The sequence below is a fragment of the Meridianimaribacter sp. CL38 genome (assembly GCF_004328055.1).
GTDB classification, from domain to species: domain Bacteria; phylum Bacteroidota; class Bacteroidia; order Flavobacteriales; family Flavobacteriaceae; genus Gaetbulibacter_B; species Gaetbulibacter_B jejuensis.
On sequence record NZ_QKWS01000002.1, the window covers coordinates 410,725 to 429,645 of the forward strand.

The 18,921-nt window shown below is 32.0% G+C and carries 19 protein-coding genes; 8 read left to right on the top strand and 11 right to left on the bottom strand.

The genetic code is table 11. The annotated features are described in order from the left end of the window. Positions 1-3: 3 nt before the first annotated feature. Together DMZ43_RS06980 and DMZ43_RS06985 are read left to right on the top strand one after the other, a co-directional pair. Complete coding sequence (locus DMZ43_RS06980; protein WP_131506917.1) at positions 4-837, top strand: hypothetical protein; 834 nt, start codon at positions 4-6, stop codon at positions 835-837. A 23-nt stretch (positions 838-860) separates the two neighbouring features. Continuing rightward, positions 861-1,409 carry a hypothetical protein gene (locus DMZ43_RS06985; protein WP_131506918.1) on the top strand — a complete coding sequence of 183 codons (549 nt, stop codon included), beginning with the start codon at positions 861-863 and terminating at the stop codon, positions 1,407-1,409. On the opposite strand, the gene DMZ43_RS06990 is transcribed toward DMZ43_RS06985, so the two are convergent. Continuing rightward, positions 1,406-2,464, bottom strand: a complete 1,059-nt coding sequence (locus DMZ43_RS06990; RefSeq protein WP_131506920.1) for an AMP-binding protein — start codon at positions 2,462-2,464, stop codon at positions 1,406-1,408. The genes DMZ43_RS06985 and DMZ43_RS06990 overlap by 4 nt on opposite strands. Positions 2,465-2,566: 102 nt before the next feature. Here DMZ43_RS06990 and DMZ43_RS06995 point away from each other — a divergent pair, with 102 nt between their 5' ends. Next, positions 2,567-4,450 carry a DUF3857 domain-containing protein gene (locus tag DMZ43_RS06995; RefSeq protein WP_161566739.1) on the top strand — a complete coding sequence of 628 codons (1,884 nt, stop codon included), beginning with the start codon at positions 2,567-2,569 and terminating at the stop codon, positions 4,448-4,450. Continuing rightward, positions 4,450-6,384: a DUF3857 domain-containing protein gene (locus DMZ43_RS07000; RefSeq protein ID WP_131506924.1), complete on the top strand. Its 1,935-nt coding sequence runs from the start codon at positions 4,450-4,452 to the stop codon at positions 6,382-6,384. Before DMZ43_RS06995 ends, DMZ43_RS07000 begins: the two co-directional genes overlap by 1 nt. A 46-nt stretch (positions 6,385-6,430) precedes the next feature. On the opposite strand, the gene DMZ43_RS07005 is transcribed toward DMZ43_RS07000, so the two are convergent. Genes DMZ43_RS07005 through DMZ43_RS07015 form a run of 3 tightly spaced genes read right to left on the bottom strand, consistent with a single transcriptional unit; the run spans position 6,431 to position 9,130 of the window. Then, positions 6,431-7,363, bottom strand: coding sequence for a CPBP family intramembrane glutamic endopeptidase (locus DMZ43_RS07005; protein ID WP_131507221.1), 933 nt, complete (start codon positions 7,361-7,363; stop codon positions 6,431-6,433). Then, positions 7,363-8,403, bottom strand: a complete 1,041-nt coding sequence (locus DMZ43_RS07010) for an o-succinylbenzoate synthase (protein ID WP_131506926.1) — start codon at positions 8,401-8,403, stop codon at positions 7,363-7,365. The genes DMZ43_RS07005 and DMZ43_RS07010 overlap by 1 nt, the downstream gene beginning before the upstream one ends. Positions 8,404-8,428: 25 nt before the next feature. Beyond that, complete coding sequence (locus tag DMZ43_RS07015; protein WP_129760230.1) at positions 8,429-9,130, bottom strand: DUF2490 domain-containing protein; 702 nt, start codon at positions 9,128-9,130, stop codon at positions 8,429-8,431. A gap of 84 nt (positions 9,131-9,214) precedes the next feature. On the opposite strand from DMZ43_RS07015, the gene DMZ43_RS07020 reads away from it, so the two are divergent. Continuing rightward, positions 9,215-10,129, top strand: coding sequence for a sterol desaturase family protein (locus DMZ43_RS07020; protein ID WP_129760231.1), 915 nt, complete (start codon positions 9,215-9,217; stop codon positions 10,127-10,129). 66 nt (positions 10,130-10,195) lie between these two features. After that, positions 10,196-11,044 carry a universal stress protein gene (locus DMZ43_RS07025; RefSeq protein ID WP_131506927.1) on the top strand — a complete coding sequence of 283 codons (849 nt, stop codon included), beginning with the start codon at positions 10,196-10,198 and terminating at the stop codon, positions 11,042-11,044. A gap of 191 nt (positions 11,045-11,235) precedes the next feature. Here the strand turns inward: DMZ43_RS07025 and DMZ43_RS07030 are convergent, their stop codons facing one another. The 6 genes from DMZ43_RS07030 to DMZ43_RS07055 all read right to left on the bottom strand — a co-directional run bounded on the left by DMZ43_RS07030 (position 11,236) and on the right by DMZ43_RS07055 (position 16,825). Then, the gene (locus tag DMZ43_RS07030; protein ID WP_131506929.1) at positions 11,236-11,811 is read right to left on the bottom strand and encodes a hypothetical protein; all 576 of its coding nucleotides are present in this window, start codon (positions 11,809-11,811) and stop codon (positions 11,236-11,238) included. 2 nt (positions 11,812-11,813) lie between these two features. Further along, positions 11,814-12,521 (bottom strand): hypothetical protein, encoded by a 708-nt coding sequence (locus DMZ43_RS07035; RefSeq protein WP_131506932.1) that lies wholly within the window; start codon positions 12,519-12,521, stop codon positions 11,814-11,816. 158 nt (positions 12,522-12,679) lie between these two features. Further along, positions 12,680-13,357, bottom strand: coding sequence for a metal-dependent hydrolase (locus DMZ43_RS07040; RefSeq protein ID WP_129760235.1), 678 nt, complete (start codon positions 13,355-13,357; stop codon positions 12,680-12,682). Between the two features lie 12 nt (positions 13,358-13,369). Continuing rightward, positions 13,370-14,869: a hypothetical protein gene (locus DMZ43_RS07045; protein ID WP_131506934.1), complete on the bottom strand. Its 1,500-nt coding sequence runs from the start codon at positions 14,867-14,869 to the stop codon at positions 13,370-13,372. A gap of 191 nt (positions 14,870-15,060) precedes the next feature. After that, positions 15,061-15,963: a 1,4-dihydroxy-2-naphthoate octaprenyltransferase gene (menA, locus tag DMZ43_RS07050; protein ID WP_131506936.1), complete on the bottom strand. Its 903-nt coding sequence runs from the start codon at positions 15,961-15,963 to the stop codon at positions 15,061-15,063. A 22-nt stretch (positions 15,964-15,985) separates the two neighbouring features. Beyond that, a complete protein-coding gene (locus DMZ43_RS07055) occupies positions 15,986-16,825 on the bottom strand; it encodes a 1,4-dihydroxy-2-naphthoyl-CoA synthase (RefSeq protein WP_131506938.1) in 840 nt (279 codons plus the stop codon). 105 nt (positions 16,826-16,930) lie between these two features. On the opposite strand from DMZ43_RS07055, the gene DMZ43_RS07060 reads away from it, so the two are divergent. Then, the gene (locus tag DMZ43_RS07060; protein WP_129760239.1) at positions 16,931-17,362 is read left to right on the top strand and encodes a hypothetical protein; all 432 of its coding nucleotides are present in this window, start codon (positions 16,931-16,933) and stop codon (positions 17,360-17,362) included. A 254-nt stretch (positions 17,363-17,616) separates the two neighbouring features. Next, a complete protein-coding gene (locus DMZ43_RS07065; RefSeq protein ID WP_131506940.1) occupies positions 17,617-18,039 on the top strand; it encodes a hypothetical protein in 423 nt (140 codons plus the stop codon). Here the strand turns inward: DMZ43_RS07065 and DMZ43_RS07070 are convergent. Next, positions 18,032-18,862 carry a S1 RNA-binding domain-containing protein gene (locus tag DMZ43_RS07070; RefSeq protein WP_129760241.1) on the bottom strand — a complete coding sequence of 277 codons (831 nt, stop codon included), beginning with the start codon at positions 18,860-18,862 and terminating at the stop codon, positions 18,032-18,034. The two genes, DMZ43_RS07065 and DMZ43_RS07070, sit on opposite strands and share 8 nt — an antisense overlap. Between the last annotated feature and the right edge of the window lie 59 nt (positions 18,863-18,921).

The window sequence follows — 18,921 nt, forward strand, 5'->3', positions numbered from 1 at the left end:
CTAATGGTATTGCACAAAAAAAACAACTTCTTCATTATAGCTTTAGTACTTTTTTTGGGTTCTAATAGCCTAAGGTCTCAAGATAGCTTAGAAACAAATAAAATTATTTATAAAGACTCTGTAGTATCATTAAATCATGGAAATAGAACTGATGGAGTTACGGTTCCTTACGAGGAAAGAGATTCTGTATTTTTAGAATTGTATAAAGATGTTGTTTTTCAAAGCAGTAAACATTGGAAGAAACATGTTAAAGAAAAGCAAACCATAAAATATTGGAAAGATGAAGTAAAATTATTTTTTGACAAAACTGTCGATAAAACTGTTAAAAAAGAACTTTTAAAGTTTGCTTTAGATTTATCTGATAAAGTTGATTCTTTAAAAATTAGAGAAGTTAATTCTAAAAATGATGCTAATTATTTTATCTATAGCTTAAATTCAGAAAAAGATTATAAATACGAACAAAGAATAAAAGGAAAAGATGGAGTTGGCTATTATATAAATTGGGATGGAAAGCAACAGTTTTACAAGTGTATGTTAGAATTAAATCCTCAAATTTTATTTAACAAAGAACGATTAATATTTGATGCTAAGAAAGATTTTTTCTCTTCTTTAGGCTTTTTTCATAAAACAGTAATATTATCATGTGATAGTTTTTTGGCTGAATGCAATTCATCTATAATCGAGCTCTCAAAAATAGATTTAGAAATTCTAAGATATCATTATTCTTATGGTATTTGTAAAGGCACTGATTTACAAACTTTTGAAGACCAACATGAAAGAGCTAAAGAGATACTAAATACCACAAATCATACTATGTTATTTCTTCATAAAGACTAAAAACAAAAACGCTTTGCTTTCTTATGAAAAATTTATTTTTGATTTTATTCGTTTTATTTGCCTTTTCCTGTAAATCTACTAAAAACAATACTGAAAAGAATACGAAAAACTACACCCTTTCAGATATAAAAACAAGTGCGTCATCAATAGAAGTTGGAGAACTAAAAAAGCAAGAAATTGTTGATTTAAAAAAATATTTAAAAGAAACTTTCAATAAAGATTTAGATAGTTTAAAATATTTAACCATATCATATTTAAAGTCCAAGAATAAATGTTGGTACGATAATTATCAAAATATAAGTAGTGATAGTAACAAAGACTTATTAAATAAATTGAAAACAAAAATGAATTCCGATTTATTAATAGCTCATTATGATTCAGGCTACAACTCTTTTTACAGCTTACATGATGAAAAAAAAATTATTTCATCACTTTTTGACAGAGGTTATGAAACCTGTGATTTTATGTTAACCATCAACAGCATGGGTGTATACCTATTTAAAACAAGTCATTTTAGTATTGATACTTCAAATGCATTTACTAATGAATTAAAAAAACTAGAAACAAATTAGTTTAATTTACTTAGCGTTTTAGCCCTCTGGATTTTTTTCGATGATGTCTCTGCAAATTGTTCTACAGAAAGTATTTGTTTTGGCACTTCGTATTTTTCTAAATCAGAAAAAATAGCTGTATCTAATTCAGTTGATTGTCCTTCTAAAACCAATACCACACGTTCTCCCAAAGTGTCATCTGGTTGAGAAGCCACAAAAAAACGTTGGCTTATTTTTCCGTCTAGCTTTGCTTCAATTTGCTCAGGAAATAATTTAACACCACCTGAATTAATCATATTATCATAACGACCTATAACCTCAAATTCTGTTTTAGAATATAATTTTACAATATCGTTGGTTACAATAGTTTTATCTGTAAGCTTTGGCGCTTCAACCACTAAACAGTCTCTATCGTCTTGTGATATTTTAACGTCTTTTAGTAACTTAAAATGCGCTTCTCCTTTGTAATTGTTTAATGGTTTAATAGCGATATGGCTTAAGGTTTCTGCCATACCATAAGTAGCAAATACTTTTGTTTTTAATGGCTCAATATCTTTTAATAATGATTTTGAAACTGCAGCTCCTCCAACAATTAATGTATTTATATTTTGTAGTCTTTTCAATGATTTTTGTAGTTGCATTGGTACCATAGCACAAAATTTATATGGCTTTTCATCGTCATAAGCTGGTAGTGTACTTGGTTCAACAATGTCCAGTTCTAAACCTAAAATCATTGCTCTTACTAGCATCATCTTACCTGCAATAAAGTTTGTAGGCAAACAATGTAATGCTGTATCTCCTGGAGATAACTTAAACCTATTCCCTGTTGCTATTGCAGAATTCACCATAGCTTGCTTGCTTACTTTTATAAGCTTTGGGTTACCTGTAGAACCTGAGGTTTTCACATACAGAAAATCCTTTTCGTCTAACCAATCTAAAAGAAAATTGCCTATAATTTTTTCATAAGCTTCACCTTCTTTTATTAAACTATACGAGACTTCTTTAAGCTCCTCATGGTTATAACTAGTATTATTAAGCTTAAATTTTAAATGTATCTTGTCAAAAGTAGGAATCATTTTTGGTATGATATTAGATGTGTTAAAATTATAGTATTTTTAACGAATTGTACTAAAAATTTAAAATTAAAAAAATATATATTTGACAATAAAGCACGAATTATGAAGAAGTCCCTGTTAACCCTATTGTTATGTCCTCTTTTTCTATTTGCTCAAGATTTTTCGAACGAGGATTATATTTATTTAAAACGTCACGAACACATAAAAATTGGTTTAAAAAATCACAAGTTTGATATTGCCAAAAACATATCAGAACAAGCTGAATTTTTAACTTCTAACAAACTTTATTTTGCTAACGAATCTATGCACTTTGACAGCTTTACTTCAATAGAAGATATTGATGCTTACACCTACATTCCTAGTCAAGATAAAAAAGTAAAGGTAGATTATATCGAAACCAAACGTGCTTTTGACAATGGTGTGTTTTACAGTGACCAAGAGTCAAAAAACTTTATTTTTCCTGCTGTTACTAAAGGTGCAATTACCAATTTAAGCTATAAAGAAATTATTAAGGACCCTCATTTTTTAGGACTATTCAGATTTGGAACTTATGTACCTACTAAAAGTGCGCAACTCTCTATTGAGTTTCCTAAAAATGTAAATATTGGGTATATCGATTTTAATACCGAAAACATAAACTTAGATTTCAAAAAAGAAGACACCAAAAACGGTTACACCTACACTTGGACAGTAGATAATATTAAAGGCTACCAAGGTGAAGAAGACAGTGAAGCTATTTTATATTATTTACCACACATTATCGTTTACATCAAAAACTATGAAGAAGACGGTAAAGTCCACAATGTATTAAACGATGTAAATGATTTATACAAATGGTACAGCTCTTTGGTTGATCAAATAGATACTTCTTCTTTACAAAAAGTATATGCTATTGCTGAAGACATCACAAAAGACCTTACTACTGATAGAGAAAAAGCCGAAACCATTTTTAATTGGGTACAAGACAATATTACTTATGTTGCTTTTGAAGATGGTCTTGGAGGATTTATTCCTCGTGGTGCTGCAAGTGTTTGCGACAAGCGTTATGGCGATTGTAAAGACATGGCAAACTTGCTCTACGAAATGCTTAATCATGTAGGTATTGAATCTTACAGAACTTGGATTGGAACTAGAGACAGACACTATTCTTATTTTGAAGTACCTACTCCAATGGTAGACAACCACATGATTACAACTGCTATGGTAGAAAACGACACTATATTTTTAGATGCGACTGATAGTTATGTGCCTTTTGGAATGCCTAGTGAGTTTACACAAACCAAAGAAGCGCTTTTAGGTATTGATGCTGATAATTTCAAGGTTATAAAAGTACCTGTTCAAAGTGCAGATAAAAATACATCTACCATTACCAGTCATTTTTCATTAGAAGATGGTATTGTAAAAGTCTCTGAAAAAAGAGCGCTTAAAGGTTATGAAAAAGTGAATTTCATTTCAGATTACACCTATAAAAAAGATGATAAAACCGAAGAGGAATTCCTAAATACTACGTTATCTCTTGGAAACAACAAGACCAACTACTCCAACATTACACTGGAGAATTTTGATAACAAAAGTACTCCATTACAATTAGGTTATGACCTTAGTATTGACAGTTATGCTAAAACTATTGGCAATAAAACGTATATTAACCTAAACATAGACAGATCGTTATCAAACAGTAGTATTGATTTAGAAGACCGAAAATACAGTAAGAAAATTGACCACGAGTTTATAAAAAGCTTCACCACAACGTTTAAAGTTCCTGAAGGCTACAAAGTAAACTATGTTCCTAAAGACCTTACGTTTGATAACCCAGAGTATGGTTACACCATTTCTTACACTGTAGATGGAGATACCATTACTCAAAACAAATCTATTTATGTAAAAACACTAAGTATTCAAAACAAAGATTTTGAAACTTGGAACAGCTTTATCAAAAGCCTTATAAAAGCCTACAAAAAAAGTATAATAATAGAAAAGATATAATGATAAAAAAAGCATTGATTGTATTACTATTTGTAAGTACAAGTAGTAGTTTTTCCCAACATTTTAGAACCTACGATTGGACCGAAAAACCTAAACTTCATAAACTATCTGCTGAAGATGAAAAAGAATCCTCAATAGGTATTTTAAAAAAGCATATTGTTGAATACGCGTCTAGTATGATGTCTCCAGAGCCCAAACGCTATGAGACAGAACACACCATTACACGAGTAAACGACGATAAAGGTATTGCAAGACACAACACAGTTTACATCCCAATGTACGAAGTAAAAAAGGTTGTAGACATAAAAGCAAGAACCATTAACGCCAAAGGAAAAGTTACTGTGCTAAACCAAGACAATATTAAAGAGGTTAAAAATGTTGACGAATATGGAGACTTCAAGATTTTTGCTATTGAAGGTGTTGAAAAAGGTTCAGAAATAGAAGTGCTTTACACAGTTGAAAAAGAGTTTGACATGTATGGTTCAGAAACTATGCAGAGTAACTACAAAATCAACGAAGCACAGTTTATTTTTATCACAGGAAAACTTAATTCCAATGTTAAAGCATATAGAACTGACTCTACATTTAAAGACGTTACAATTGATGGTGACAATGCCAAATCGTTGACATTAAAAAACATTCCTGCAATGGTTGAAGAAGAATATGCTACACCAGATGCCAATAAAATTACAGTAGTATATCAATGTTTTCCGCAAGGTCAAGACATTACCCAAGACATGTTTTGGACTAACGTTTCCAATAATGTTGGCGGAAGATTTTTCCCTGAAACTGCAACCAGTAAAATTGATGCAGATTTAGCTACCATAATCGAAGGAAAAACTGATCTTTCGGTATTTGAAAAAGCGTCTAGAGTAGATAATTTTATTAAAAGTAACTTTAATGTTATCAAAAACAACAATGACGAGCTGTCTGATTTAGACTATATTCTTAAAAACCGTTCAGCAAGTGATTTTGGTATCATAAAAGTATATGCAAACTTTTTAAAAGCTTTAGATATTGAATACGAAGTAGTTATTACTGCTAATAGATTTCAGTATAAGTTTGATCCAGACTTCTTTATTCCTAATATGCTTAGAGATTTCTTAATCTACTTACCTACTGAGAAAAAATACATCGCTCCAGACAGAATTGAATACAGAGTTGGTGAAGCTCCTTTCAATATTTTAGGCAACTACGGATTGTTTATTAAGAGCGATTTTAGCCACTATTTCTCTAAAATTTCTCAGGCAGATCCTGATTATAGTCAAGTGAATCGTATTACAGACATTACGTTTACCGAAGATTTTGAAAGTACTATTATCGACATGCACCAAGAGTACTCAGGACATTGGTCTGCTACTAACAGAGCTGTTCTTAACTTATCGTCAGAGCAAGGTGTAAAAGAGTTTAAAGACTATCTTACAGGTTCTGGCATTGAAGATAAGGAGACCTTAAATTTTGAAACTAAAAATGGTGAAATAAACCAAACAGAATATAACATACCATTTATAATTGACTGTAAAATTTCTTCAGAATCCTTAATTGAAGATGCTGGTGACAGTTATATCTTTCAAGCTGGACTAATTATTGGTACACAAAGTGAATTGTATCAAGAAACCGAAAGAGTTAACCCAATTGAAATGACCTATCCTAATGAATACAACTACACTATTACAGTTAATATTCCTGAAGGTTATACAGTTGAAGGTTTAAGTAGTTTAAACATTGACGAAAGCTACAAAGACAGTAAGGGTAACAAAGTATGTAAGTTTGAATCTGGTTATAAGTTAGATGGCAATACATTAGTAATTACCATTCAAGAATTTTATAAGACGTTAGAATATGATTTGGACCGTTACGAAGAATTCAGAAATGTAATTAATGCAGCGTCAGATTTTAACAAAGCAGCTATTCTATTTAAACCTATAGAATAGAAAGCAAAAACAAGACAACAAAAAAGCGACCATTTGGTCGCTTTTTTTATTCTAATATTTTATAATCTTCTTTCGGTGGTTCTTGTACAGTACCAAATAATTTATCCTTCCAATTCGTCCATTTGTACTTTTTAGAAAAGATAAATAATAGTATTGGAAACATCACAAACACTGGTACAATAATATCTATTAGTCCAGAATCTTGAGGATCTGCTACACTCTTAAATATAGATGGTGTTTGAAAAACTGTCCAGTCCGCTGTAATTAACAATGCACCAAATAGGTTATTTGCCGCATGAAACCCTAAAGCTAACTCCAACCCTTCATCCATTAAAGTCATAATTCCCAAAAAGAAACCAGTTCCTATATAGTAAATCATAATTGTAGGACCAACCTTTTCTACTTCTGGGTTAGCTATATGCATCAAACCAAACATTATGGATGTAAAAAATAAAGGTATTGCTCTAGACTTAGTAAAAGCTCCTATTCCTTGCATTAAATAACCTCTGAATAAATATTCTTCAAAGCTGGTTTGTAATGGCACTAATAAAATTGCAATAACAGCTAAAATCAAAAATGGAACTAAATTAAAATTTAGCACATAATCATCAGGAGCTAAAAAATAGCCAAGTAAAGTAATTACAGTAGTAATGGTTCCCCAAAGAAAAAAGGAAAACCAAATACGTTTCCAATCTACTTTTGGGCGAGAAGTCGTTAAAGAAGTAATGGACTGTTTATGTATATACTTAACCCAAGCTAACAATACAAAAAGACCTATTGCAAGAGGCAACAATGTCTCAATTAAAAACCTGTTTTCCCCTTTTTTTTCTACTTCACTTTGAATAATAGCGTCCATATCTAAATTAAAAACTTTAATGGCAATATATTGAAGTACCATAAGTCCAAAAAATCCTAAAGGAATCAATATGTATTTCCAAAAGCCAATATTTCCTTTAAACGCTTGTTGTATATAATTCATCATATAAGTAAGTTAAAATTCCAATCTAAATTTTTATTGAAGTGCAATTTACCATTTTTTACCAATAACGGACTATCAAAATTATTAGTAAACAAACTGCCTGTGCCTAAGCCTTGTGGCATTGTATTTTGTAAAGTATACGTCCATTGTGCGATGGCATTTAACCCAACATTACTCTCTAATGCGCTGGTAATCCACCAACCTATACTTCGCTCTTCAGCTAAGTCAATCCACGCTTTGCTTCCTTTAAAACCACCTATAAAACTTGGTTTTAAAATAATGTATTGCGGATTAATGATTTGTAATAGTTTTTGCTTTTCAGAGGCTTCAAAAACACCTATAAGTTCTTCATCTAAAGCAATTGGCAATGGTGTATCTTCACACAAACTCGCCATTTCATACCAATTCCTTTGCTTAATAGGTTGCTCAATAGAATGTAAATCGAGCTCGCTTAAATAGTTTAATTTATCTAAAGCATCATCAACCGAAAATGCACCATTAGCGTCAACCCTAAGCTCGATATCGCTTTTTGAAAACTCTTTTCTTATAGATTTAAGCAGATTGTATTCTGTTTGAAAATCGATAGCGCCAATTTTCATTTTAATACATGAAAAACCTGCTTCAATTTTCTCTTTAATCTGTTGCTTCATAAAGGCTTCGGTTCCCATCCATATCAATCCATTAATTGAAATAGCGTCTGTTCCGTTAGTAAATTCTGAAGGAAATAATTGAAACGATGATGCGCTTTCAAGAGATTTAAAAGCCATTTCCAAACCAAATTGAATACTTGGAAATTCAACAAGCTCACTATACAACTCCTCTAAACCTAAATGAATATTATTACAAGTCCATTTTAGTTTTTCTTCGTAATCTGGTCTGTCGTCTGCACTTAAACCACGTAAAATCCCACATTCGCCTATACCTTGTTGTCCATTGGCTTCTATACTAATAAACCAAGTTTCTTTGGTTTTAAGAATCCCTCTGGATGTTCCGCTAGGTTGTTTAAAATTAAGAATGTACTTGTGGTATGTGGCTTTCATTGGGTAATCAACATGATGAAATACATTAAAATTTATGGTGCATACTCACTTGTAGTTGCCCTTTTCCTTGTGCATTGGTTTTTTGGTTCATCCAACCCAATTGAAACTTAATTTTTGAGTTCAACACATAACCCAATCCTAAATACGTACGGTTTCTATCAAAAAACTCAACCGTTCTATCATCACCTATATCTTGTTGTCCGTTGATAAATAATTCGTTGTATAACGCTGCATAAATGGTATTCTTCTCGAACGTTTTTTTATTAAACGGAATATTCATAAACAGGTTATAACGATAACGCGTTCTAAAATCTTGGTCTTCAACAAAACGTTGCTCATATCTAAAACGATGCGTTAAATACACACGTCCTCCTATTTTTTGTGGCAAAAGTGCTTCTTGGTAAATTCTACTTTCAACCGAAGTATCATCGCTTTCACCTAAGGCTCCAGATGTAATATGCGCATATCCTAAGGTTAATTTTACTGACGTATTTTTTGGTCTGTACGTTACACCAGAACGTATAAGCAACTGCTCTAAATCTCCCATGATGTTCCAGTTTCTGTACTGCACATCACCTTGCAACCCAAATTTGCTCTCTTTAAACTGAGTATCAAAAAAATACATGTACCACGCTCCCATTTGGTCTGGGTTTTGGGCTTTAGTGGATTGCGTAAATGATACTGTTAAAATGGAAAATAATAATAAAACACGAGCTGTTTTGGTCATAGCATTTATATTTTTGGATTGTTTTAATCCTGATTTAGGATAATAAAAAAAGTATTAAATTTAGAAACACAAATATCTTACTTAATGCCTGAATTTCCAAATATCATCCACTTTGCCATTCCTTTTTTCATCTTATCAATGGCACTGGAATTATATGTTACCACACGCGAAAAATTTAAAGAAACTAAAGGTTACGAACCCAAAGATGCCTTTGCCTCTATTGCTATGGGTTTAGGCAATGTGTTTTTAGGCTTTTTTAGTAAAGCTATTGTGCTTGGAGCTTTTGTAGTGATTTATGAAAACTTTAGGCTCTTTACCATTCCTGTGGCTTGGTGGAGTTTTATTTTAATTTTCTTTGCTGATGATTTCTCTTACTACTGGTTTCATCGTATTTCGCATGAGTGTCGTTTGTTTTGGGCATCTCATGTGGTGCACCATTCGTCGCAACATTACAATTTAAGTACAGCATTAAGACAAACGTGGTCTGGTGGCTTTTACTCGTTTATTTTTTGGTTGTGGTTACCGCTTTTGGGCTTTCATCCTGCTATGATTTTACTGCAAATGTCTATTAGCTTACTATATCAATTCTGGATTCATACCGAAGCTATCCATAAAATGCCAAAGTGGTTTGAAGCTGTTATGAACACACCTTCGCATCACAGAGTACATCATGGTAGTAACCCTATTTATTTAGATCGAAATCACGCTGGCATCTTAATTATTTGGGATAAGATGTTCGGTACATTTCAACCCGAACTTAGCGAGGAAAAAGTACGTTATGGTTTGGTAACTAATATTAACACATACAATCCTGTAAAGATTGCTTTTGTTGAATGGTACAATATGCTTAAAGATGCGTTTTCAGGAAAAAAATCGTTAAAAGACCGTTGGCATTACCTTACCAAGCCACCAGGTTGGAAACACGATGGTACAGGAAAACTTAGTGACGATTTACGAGAGGAATGGTTAAAGTCTGCTAAAACAGATAAAAACTACTGATAATTATCATATACTGTTTGCCAAAAAACCTTTAATTTTATAGTGTAATTATTTCAAAGCAAAAAAATGAAGAATATACTATTACCTACCGATTTTTCTGATAATTCATGGAAAGCGATTTCATACGCTTTAGAGCTGCTTAAAGATGCTGAATGTACATTTTACTTAATGCATTCGTACGAGCCACAAGTTGCTGCTCCATCAACAGCAGTTACCTCTAAACGTGCCAACTCTATAATTATGGAGTCTATGAAAAACGAAGCTATCTCTGAACTAAACCGCTTAAAAAAACAGATAGATGCCTTACCTAAAAACGAAAATCACACGTTTAAAACCTCTATAATTAACGACTATTTTACAAGTGCTGTAAAGGCAAAAGTAAAAGAACACAGTATTGATGCAGTAATTTTAGGAACCAAAGGTGCTAGTGGTTTAAAAGAAGTAACGTTGGGTAGCAACACTGCTGGTTTAATTGGTAAACTCACTTGCCCAATAATTGCAGTACCTTCTAACGTTGTATTTAATGACATTAACGAAATTGGTTTTGCTGTAGACTACTCTATAAATTCTTATACCAATGGTTTAAGCTTATTAAAAGCGCTAGCTGAACATTTTGAAGCACAAGTTTCTGTGGTTCATATTTTAAAAGATAAAGCATTAACGCCTGAAAAAGCGTCTAGTAAAGAGAAACTTATCGCGTTTTTAAAACCAGTACCAACTCATTTTTATCAATTAACTGATGTCTCAGTAGCAAAAGGAACTCGTATTTTTAGTGAAAGCAGACAATTAGACATGATGTGTGTCATTGCTAAAAAACACAATTTCTTTGAAAAGCTATTTAATAAAAGCCAGAGTAAATCTATAAGCCATCACGCTAAAGTACCTCTCATTATTTTTAATGAAGCGTCGTTTTAAAACATAAAAAAAATCTACTAGTTGCTAGTAGATTTTTTTTTGACCGATATCGTTTAACGTGTTTGTGTATGGTGTGTTGTGTGTTTAAGTAACTAAGTTAGCAAACTTTAACGAACTTGAGAAATTTCTGAGTGGATTTGGACGTAGTCTAATCAGTCGTAATTGTTGTTATACATTGTTGCCCACAGTATTTATTTATTAGACTTTATCATTTCGATTTCTAAATCCTTTTGTTTTTCTTCAATTCTTTCTATATCCTTTTCCAAATCTTTAATTTCTCCTTTTTGATTTTCCATATCTTTTTGTAAAGATTTTACCGAATTAGAGTTCTCTTTTGTTTCCGAAATTAAGTTTGAGTAAGAAAGTGTAAATATCAAAGTCGCTATAGCTACAAGAGCAACAACAGTCCAAATAAAGAATTTTGTTTCAAGTTTAGAGTCGATTTTACCTTCAAGTTCTTGTCTTAATGTGTCACTAGAGTCACTAATTTTATCACGAACAGTTTGTATGCTATCGTTTAAAGTATCATAGCGTGAATTAAAACTTTCATTAAGTTTAAAATATATTGTTGCCGTTTCAGAGTTTAAATTTTCATTTAAAATTTTTTGATTTATTCCGCTAGTTTGTGATTTACTAATTTCAAAATCAGTTGACGTTTGCGAATTAGGTAGTTCCTTTCGCTGATTTAGTTTACTAAGACTTTGTTTTAGGTCATACTCATCGTTTTTCTGAGATATGACTTTCTTTTTCTTGTTACCTCTACCCATAATTAGAAGTCCTTTAAATTTTCAACTAAGGATTTCTCAACTGCCAATGAAGCTGTTATCACATCTTTAATTTTGCTTTTACTACCTATACTGTCATTTGCTGTTTTGAGTAAATAATTGTCTGTGTCAATTCCAATCCCAATATCATTTTTTCGGTCTGTATTTTTAAACTCTCTTATTAGAAAAGGGTCATTTTCTTTAACTGGTCCAATATGATATGTACCATTTTGATAAACAATTTGTAACCTTAAATCATTCGTCGGAAAATTCTCAAGGAATATTTGAGATGGAAAAGCATTTTTAAAATTCTCAAGGACTTTATTAAATTCTCGAGATTTAGTTTTGTAAGTTCCTTGTATTCTGCAACCTATTCTAGTGATATTTAATGTTCCAATAATTTCGCTAATTGAGTCATATACTTTCATAAAATCACTAACAAATTTTTCTATTGAGTCAATTTTAGAACTGATTAGTGATAAGCGGCTTATTTCCACTTGAACTATATTTTTGATAAGTTCCTCATTACTATTGTCAGCAATTTTTAAAGCAGAATCACCAATGCTCCAATCTGCTCCTTTGATAATATTCAAGGAATTAATTTTATCAAGTATTGTTCCTTTTAAGTCAAGGAATTTTGGTGCTGGACTATATCGTAATTCAATAATTACTTTACGATTTAAAATTAGTGAACTATCAATATTATTTTTCATTATTATCTTATTTGTTTTCTGTTTTTATATTGTGAACAACTTTTAAAAGACATGGATTGCTTTAACAACCCACACCTTTAGTCAAGCATTTTTTCGTTCAACCAAATTAATTTAAAAAACTAAAAAACAAATAGTTAGTTATACATTTTTATCAACAGTTATAACTCAATACTCTCACCTATTTCTAGCAGCATTAAGTCTTTGTTTTTATCAAAAAACTGGCGTTTGGCTTCTTCGTGGTCAATTTCAATATATCCAAAGGTATCAAAGTGGTAACCCAATACTTTATCACATTGCACAAAATCGCTCGCTGTAATGGCATCTTCAATTCCCATGGTAAAATTGTCACCTATTGGCAAAATGGCTAAGTCTAGTTTAGTACGCAATGGTATCAGCTTCATATCCATAGTTAAGGCTGTATCACCAGCTATGTAAATGTTTTTGTGTTCGCCTTCAATCACAAAACCTCCTGGTTGTCCACCATAGCTACCATCAGGAAACGACGAGGTATGAATAGCGTTAACGTATTTTACCATACCAAATTCAAAATCCCACGAACCACCATGATTCATTGGGTGTACTTCAAAGCCTTGGGCTTCATAATACGAGGTAATTTCAAAATTAGATACAATAACTGCATTGGTGTGTTTTGCAATGGCTTCGACATCTAAAATATGATCTTGATGCGCATGCGTAATCAAAATATAATCGGCTTTTAAACTGTTGATGTCTATATGTTTTGCCTTGTCATTGGCAGTAATAAAAGGGTCTACCAAAATATGTACGTCGTTAACCTCAATGCCTAAAGCGGCATGACCGTAAAATGTAATTTTCATAGGATTACTGTTTTATTTTAAAATCATAAATTGTTTTTTCTTTCTACCATCACTAGCCATAATAAAGGTGTTGTTTTCAAAGGTACCAAAGTATGGTGTGTAGTAGGTATTGCCTTTATTGTCTTGTATTTTGTCGTAAGACACTTTTCCATCAGCTGAATATACAAAATCAAATAACGCAGTAGATTCTAGGAAACCTTTTGACACTTTGGTTCTTCCATCATTCTTTTCGGTAAGTCGCTTACCAGAATTTAAAATAACGTGCAATTGGTCGTCTTTTAAAAAGGCATTATACGAAGGTGCTGTTGCTTTTTTAAATATGCTTCGTCCCCAACTTAACTCACCTTTAGCATCAAATTTCATAATTAAAATATCGTCATAATGGTAGGTTGTTACCCAATAACCTCCTGTAGTTCCTGTTGACACATAGGTTTGTGTAATATAAAACTCTTCGGCTAAAATGTAGGTATTGCCATTGTTATCTTGCAATACGTAATCTACATAAAAGTTAGAAATTTCTTTCCCTTTAGATTTTTTTCGGTCTGCTCTGTTTTCACCATACAAGTCTTTATACACCTCAATTGGCAGCTCATAAGAACGTTTACGTTTTACAGCAAGCGCATTGGTATCAATTACAAAATTGCAACCTCCTTTAATCTTAAATACATTTTTTTCAGAATAGAACCCAAGCAAGTGCAATTCATCTTGAATGATAGAAATATTAAGCGACTGGATGTGCTCATCTTCACCTAAAGAAATTGTAATATCATTTGTACCAGACTGTGTGACTTTGTTGAGTACAAACTCGTAATTAGCATCTCCTTTTCGTTTTAACGAACGTCCTTTAATAAACAATTTTCCTAGTCCGTAAACTGTTGCGTTATCGTCAATAGATAAATCGTTGTGCTCATAAAAACGCTTTTCGTGTTCTTGGTACGCCTTTTCGTAAAGCAGGCTTAAATTGTTAGAATTAAACACTCTAATAGTGTAAGAGTTGCTGTTCTTTTTAATATTATCGGTAGTTATGGCAAAATAATTTCCGTTTGGTGAAATGGCAAAACTGGTTTGACGCTTGTTTTGTCCTGAAAACAACAACTGCTTCTTCTCTACTGTAGTTTCAAAAAGTTTGACCTTTTTATGAGTTTTAGCTGCAATGTCAAAAATATGGCAGTACACAATACGCTCAGTCTTTTTTGGCGCATAAACAGTAAAAAATTTAATCTCGTTGTCATAAAATAACTCACCTACAAACGTTTCTTTTTTATCGCTCTCTACAACCTCATTAAATACTTTTTTAAGATTAGCGTCAAAAATATCAAACAGAATATCTCTTTTACTATTACGCACTATACCTGTAAGTCCAGACTCTGTAGTATGAATTGAAAGGATATCGTTTGCTTTAACTTTGTCTTTGTATTCTTCACTTTCGGTAACGGTTAGTTTAGTAGTACTTTCTTGGGCTGTAGTAAAATGTAATGCCAAAAGCATTACAATTAGGGCGAGTTTTTTCATGTAAGTGTTTTATTGTTAATTTAAGGAAGAAAAGTACAAAAAAACTCAGACACATTGAAATACATATGTCTGAGTTTTAAAGCCCCAAATTTCATTGCCAACACTGTAGCAAAATATGCTGACCTACAAAATTTTCGAATTAAATATATAAATTAATTTATTGATTTACAAGTATTTATGAAAATATTTTTTTATAAGATATACCCTACACCTAAAAGTACAGAAAATAAAAATGTAGTAAGTGCTAATATTTTTAACTGCGAATCGAAGTCTGAAGCAGTTTTAGCTTTACTTATTTTTTTGGCATGAATTATCAACGGAATGTAAGCCACGAAAAACAAAAAGTTTAATGGTGAGGTGTAATACAAAATAGTAAACACCAGCGAAACCAATATAGCTCCAAAAATTAATGCTAAATGATACGTTTTAGAACGTTGCTTACCTAGTTTTACGGCAAGAGTAATTTTGTTTGACAATATATCAGAATCGATATCTCGCATATTGTTTAAATTGAGTACACCAACACTTAATAACCCTAATGAAATTGAAGGTAAAACCACATTGTGGTCTATCTTATTAGCATATAAAAAGTAGCTACCCATTACACTTACAAGTCCAAAAAAGATAAACACAAAAACATCTCCTAATCCTCTATAACCATAGGCTTTTGAACCCATAGTGTAGTTGATTGCTGCATAAATACTAAGTCCTGCCAACACGATAAACAATAGAGAATACAATAGATTACCTTGCCCAAAAGACATGTAAATAAGTAAAAGAGACAATACAATAACTATAAGTATATTTACCTTAATGGCTTCCAACATTTGAGCTGGAGTAATACTTCCGCTTTGTATAGCACGTTCTGGTCCTTGTCGTTCATTATTGTCGGTACCTTTAATACCATCGCCATAATCGTTAGCAAGATTTGATAAAATTTGTAACGCTACAGTAGTTAAAATAGCAAGTACAAAAATGGCTGTATTATAGTTTCCGCTATAAAACGCGAAACAGGTTCCAATAATAATTCCAGAAACAGATAAAGGAAGTGTTCTTAGTCGAAAAGCAGACAACCAAGGTTTAAGTTTACTCATTCAAATAATTTTTATGGCTAAATCAAGGAATCCACTTTTTATCAAAATTTGGCTTTCTTTTTTCTAAAAAGGCATCTCTACCTTCTTTAGCTTCATCAGTCATATAAGCCAAACGTGTTGCTTCACCAGCAAATACTTGCTGCCCTACCATACCATCATCGGTTAGGTTCATAGCAAATTTAAGCATTTTTATAGAGGTTGGTGATTTTGCCAATATCTCTTGAGCCCACTCATAGGCTGTATCTTCAAGCTCGTCGTGAGGAATTACAGCGTTTACCATTCCCATTTCAAAGGCTTCCTGTGCAGAGTAGTTTCTTCCTAAGAAAAAGATTTCACGTGCTTTCTTTTGACCTACCATTTTAGCTAAATAAGCCGATCCATAACCACCATCAAAACTGGTAACATCAGCATCAGTTTGTTTAAAAATAGCGTGCTCTTTACTAGCAAGCGTTAAATCGCAAACTACGTGTAAACTATGTCCTCCACCAACTGCCCAACCAGGAACAACAGCTATAACCGCTTTTGGCATAAAACGAATTAAACGTTGTACTTCAAGAATATTAAGTCTGTGGTAACCATCTTCACCAACATACCCTTGATGTCCTCTAGCTTTTTGGTCTCCTCCACTACAAAAACTCCAAATTCCATCTTTGCTTGAAGGTCCTTCGGCAGAAAGTAACACTACACCAATACTTGTATCTTCATTAGCATCGTAAAATGCATCGTAAAGTTCGCTTGTTGTTTTTGGTCTAAAAGCGTTTCTAATATCAGGTCTGTTAAAGGCTATCCTAGCAACTCCATTACACTTTTTGTAGGTAATATCTGTATACTCTTGGGCTGTTTGCCAATCAATTTTACTCATAAGAATTGTTTTCAGCGTAAAAATACATATTTACATCTAATTTAAATTCATTTTTTTGGTCGGACTTTGACGCGTAACTAATTTTGCACAAAAGACGATTGATAAATGAAGGTTTTAGATTCTCCTATAGCAAATCAGGTCGAGGCTACGTATTGCCTTGAGGTTGGCGATTTTCATTTTTTCAAAAATCTTGTAGTTGCAGAATTTAAACAAGGTGCTTATGTTTCTTTTGAAGATTATAAAGAAGCTTATGAGCTATGTCTTGATATTTTTAATAATACGCCTTTTGGCTTTATTTCTAACAGAGTTAATTCTTATTCTATAAACCTAGTTGATGCACAAGAGCATCGAAAAAAACTTAAACTGTTGCACGCTTATGCTATAGTTACTTATAGCCATAATTCAAAACGAATGCTTATAGTGGAAGACCACTATTTCAATTTAAAAAGAAAAAGGTTTAACGCGTTCATTGATGCTTTTAATTGGGTGAACAAAAAAGTAGTTTTAGCTACTCAAAGCGTTAAAGAAAATCATTAAAACAAGCTTTATTTGACGTTTTGTATCACTTGTAAACAAACGCAATCGTTTTCGCTACAAACAACACACAAACAATTATTAATCAACTGTTTGCAAACCAATTAAGCTCAAAAGCAAAACTTTAAAAACTTCTCACTAAAACACATTAACTGTTATAAAATTAACACTAAAAACGTTAAAGTGCAATGGATTACATTTAAGACCTCTTGTTACACAGTATCTTTGCCGCTGATTTTTTAAAAACAACCTATTTAATGCGATTAACAGAGTCCCAATTAAAATCTAAAATCCTAAAAACCTACAACTTAAAAAATGGTATCGCTCATTTTTTTGAAAACTTTGTTGTTATTGAAACAAGTGAAGGTGTTTTTAGTGATTTTGAAAATTCTAAAGACTTAATTTCGCTTATCGATTTACATTTTGGTACTCAAAAGCCTTTTGGCATTATCTCAAACCGAGTAAATTCTTACTCCATAAATATTTTAGATTCTGAAAAATTTAAACAGAGATTTCCAAACGCTAAAGCCAAAGCTGTTGTCGCTTATTCTAATCGTACTACAGATATTTCTAAACTAGAAAGCTACTTTTGTCATATAAAAAGAAAAGACTTTACTTGCCTACTAGAAAGTGAAAAATGGATGAGAAAAGAGTTAAATAACTCTAATGTGACTATTTAAGGTAAATTCCGTCTTCCTTAATTTCAATACGTTTTTGCTTGTATAATGTACCAATTGCTTTTTTAAAGCTCTTTTTACTCATTTGAAGCTGGTCTTTAATGGTGTCTGGATCAGACTTGTCATTAAGATTTAAATAACCTGAGTTATCTTCAAGTTCTTTTAAAATGAGTTCAGCATTTGGTTCGATACTTCTGTAACCTATTTGTTCTAAAACAATATCTAACTTGTTGTTATGACGTATTTTTTTCACATAACCTTTAAGTTGGTCTCCTATGCTAATATCTTTAAAAATGTCTTCGTTAAAAATAAGTCCTGAATGCTTTTTATTGACAATTACATTCATTCCTATTTCAGAAGGATGGGATACAATGATATCAACTTCTTCAAACTGTGATACAGTCAATTCTTTATTATCTAAAAACCTGTTGGTTTTACTTGAAGCTACAAGACGTTCAGTTTCTTCATCTAAATAGCAATACACCAAATACCAACCACCTGTTCTCATTTTAAATGCTTGTTCTTTAAATGGACAAAACAGTTCTTTTACCATTCCCCAATCTAAAAAAGCACCAAACTTAGTAACCTGATTACATCTTAATACTGCGAAATCGCCTTTTTTAATGTAGGGTTTGTCAGTAACCGCAACAAGACGTTCTTCGTTATCAAGATAAACAAATACTTCTAGTTTGTCTTCAATTTCAAAAGACTCAGGTACGTAACGATTAGGCAATAAAACTTCATTCCCTTCATCATCTCCTAAGAACAATCCTGGATCGGTTTCTCTAAGGATTTCTAATGTATTGTATTCTCCTATATTTATCATGTTGCAAAGGTAATGATATTAGTTTATGGATATAAAAAAAGCGCTACAAGTTTGTAACG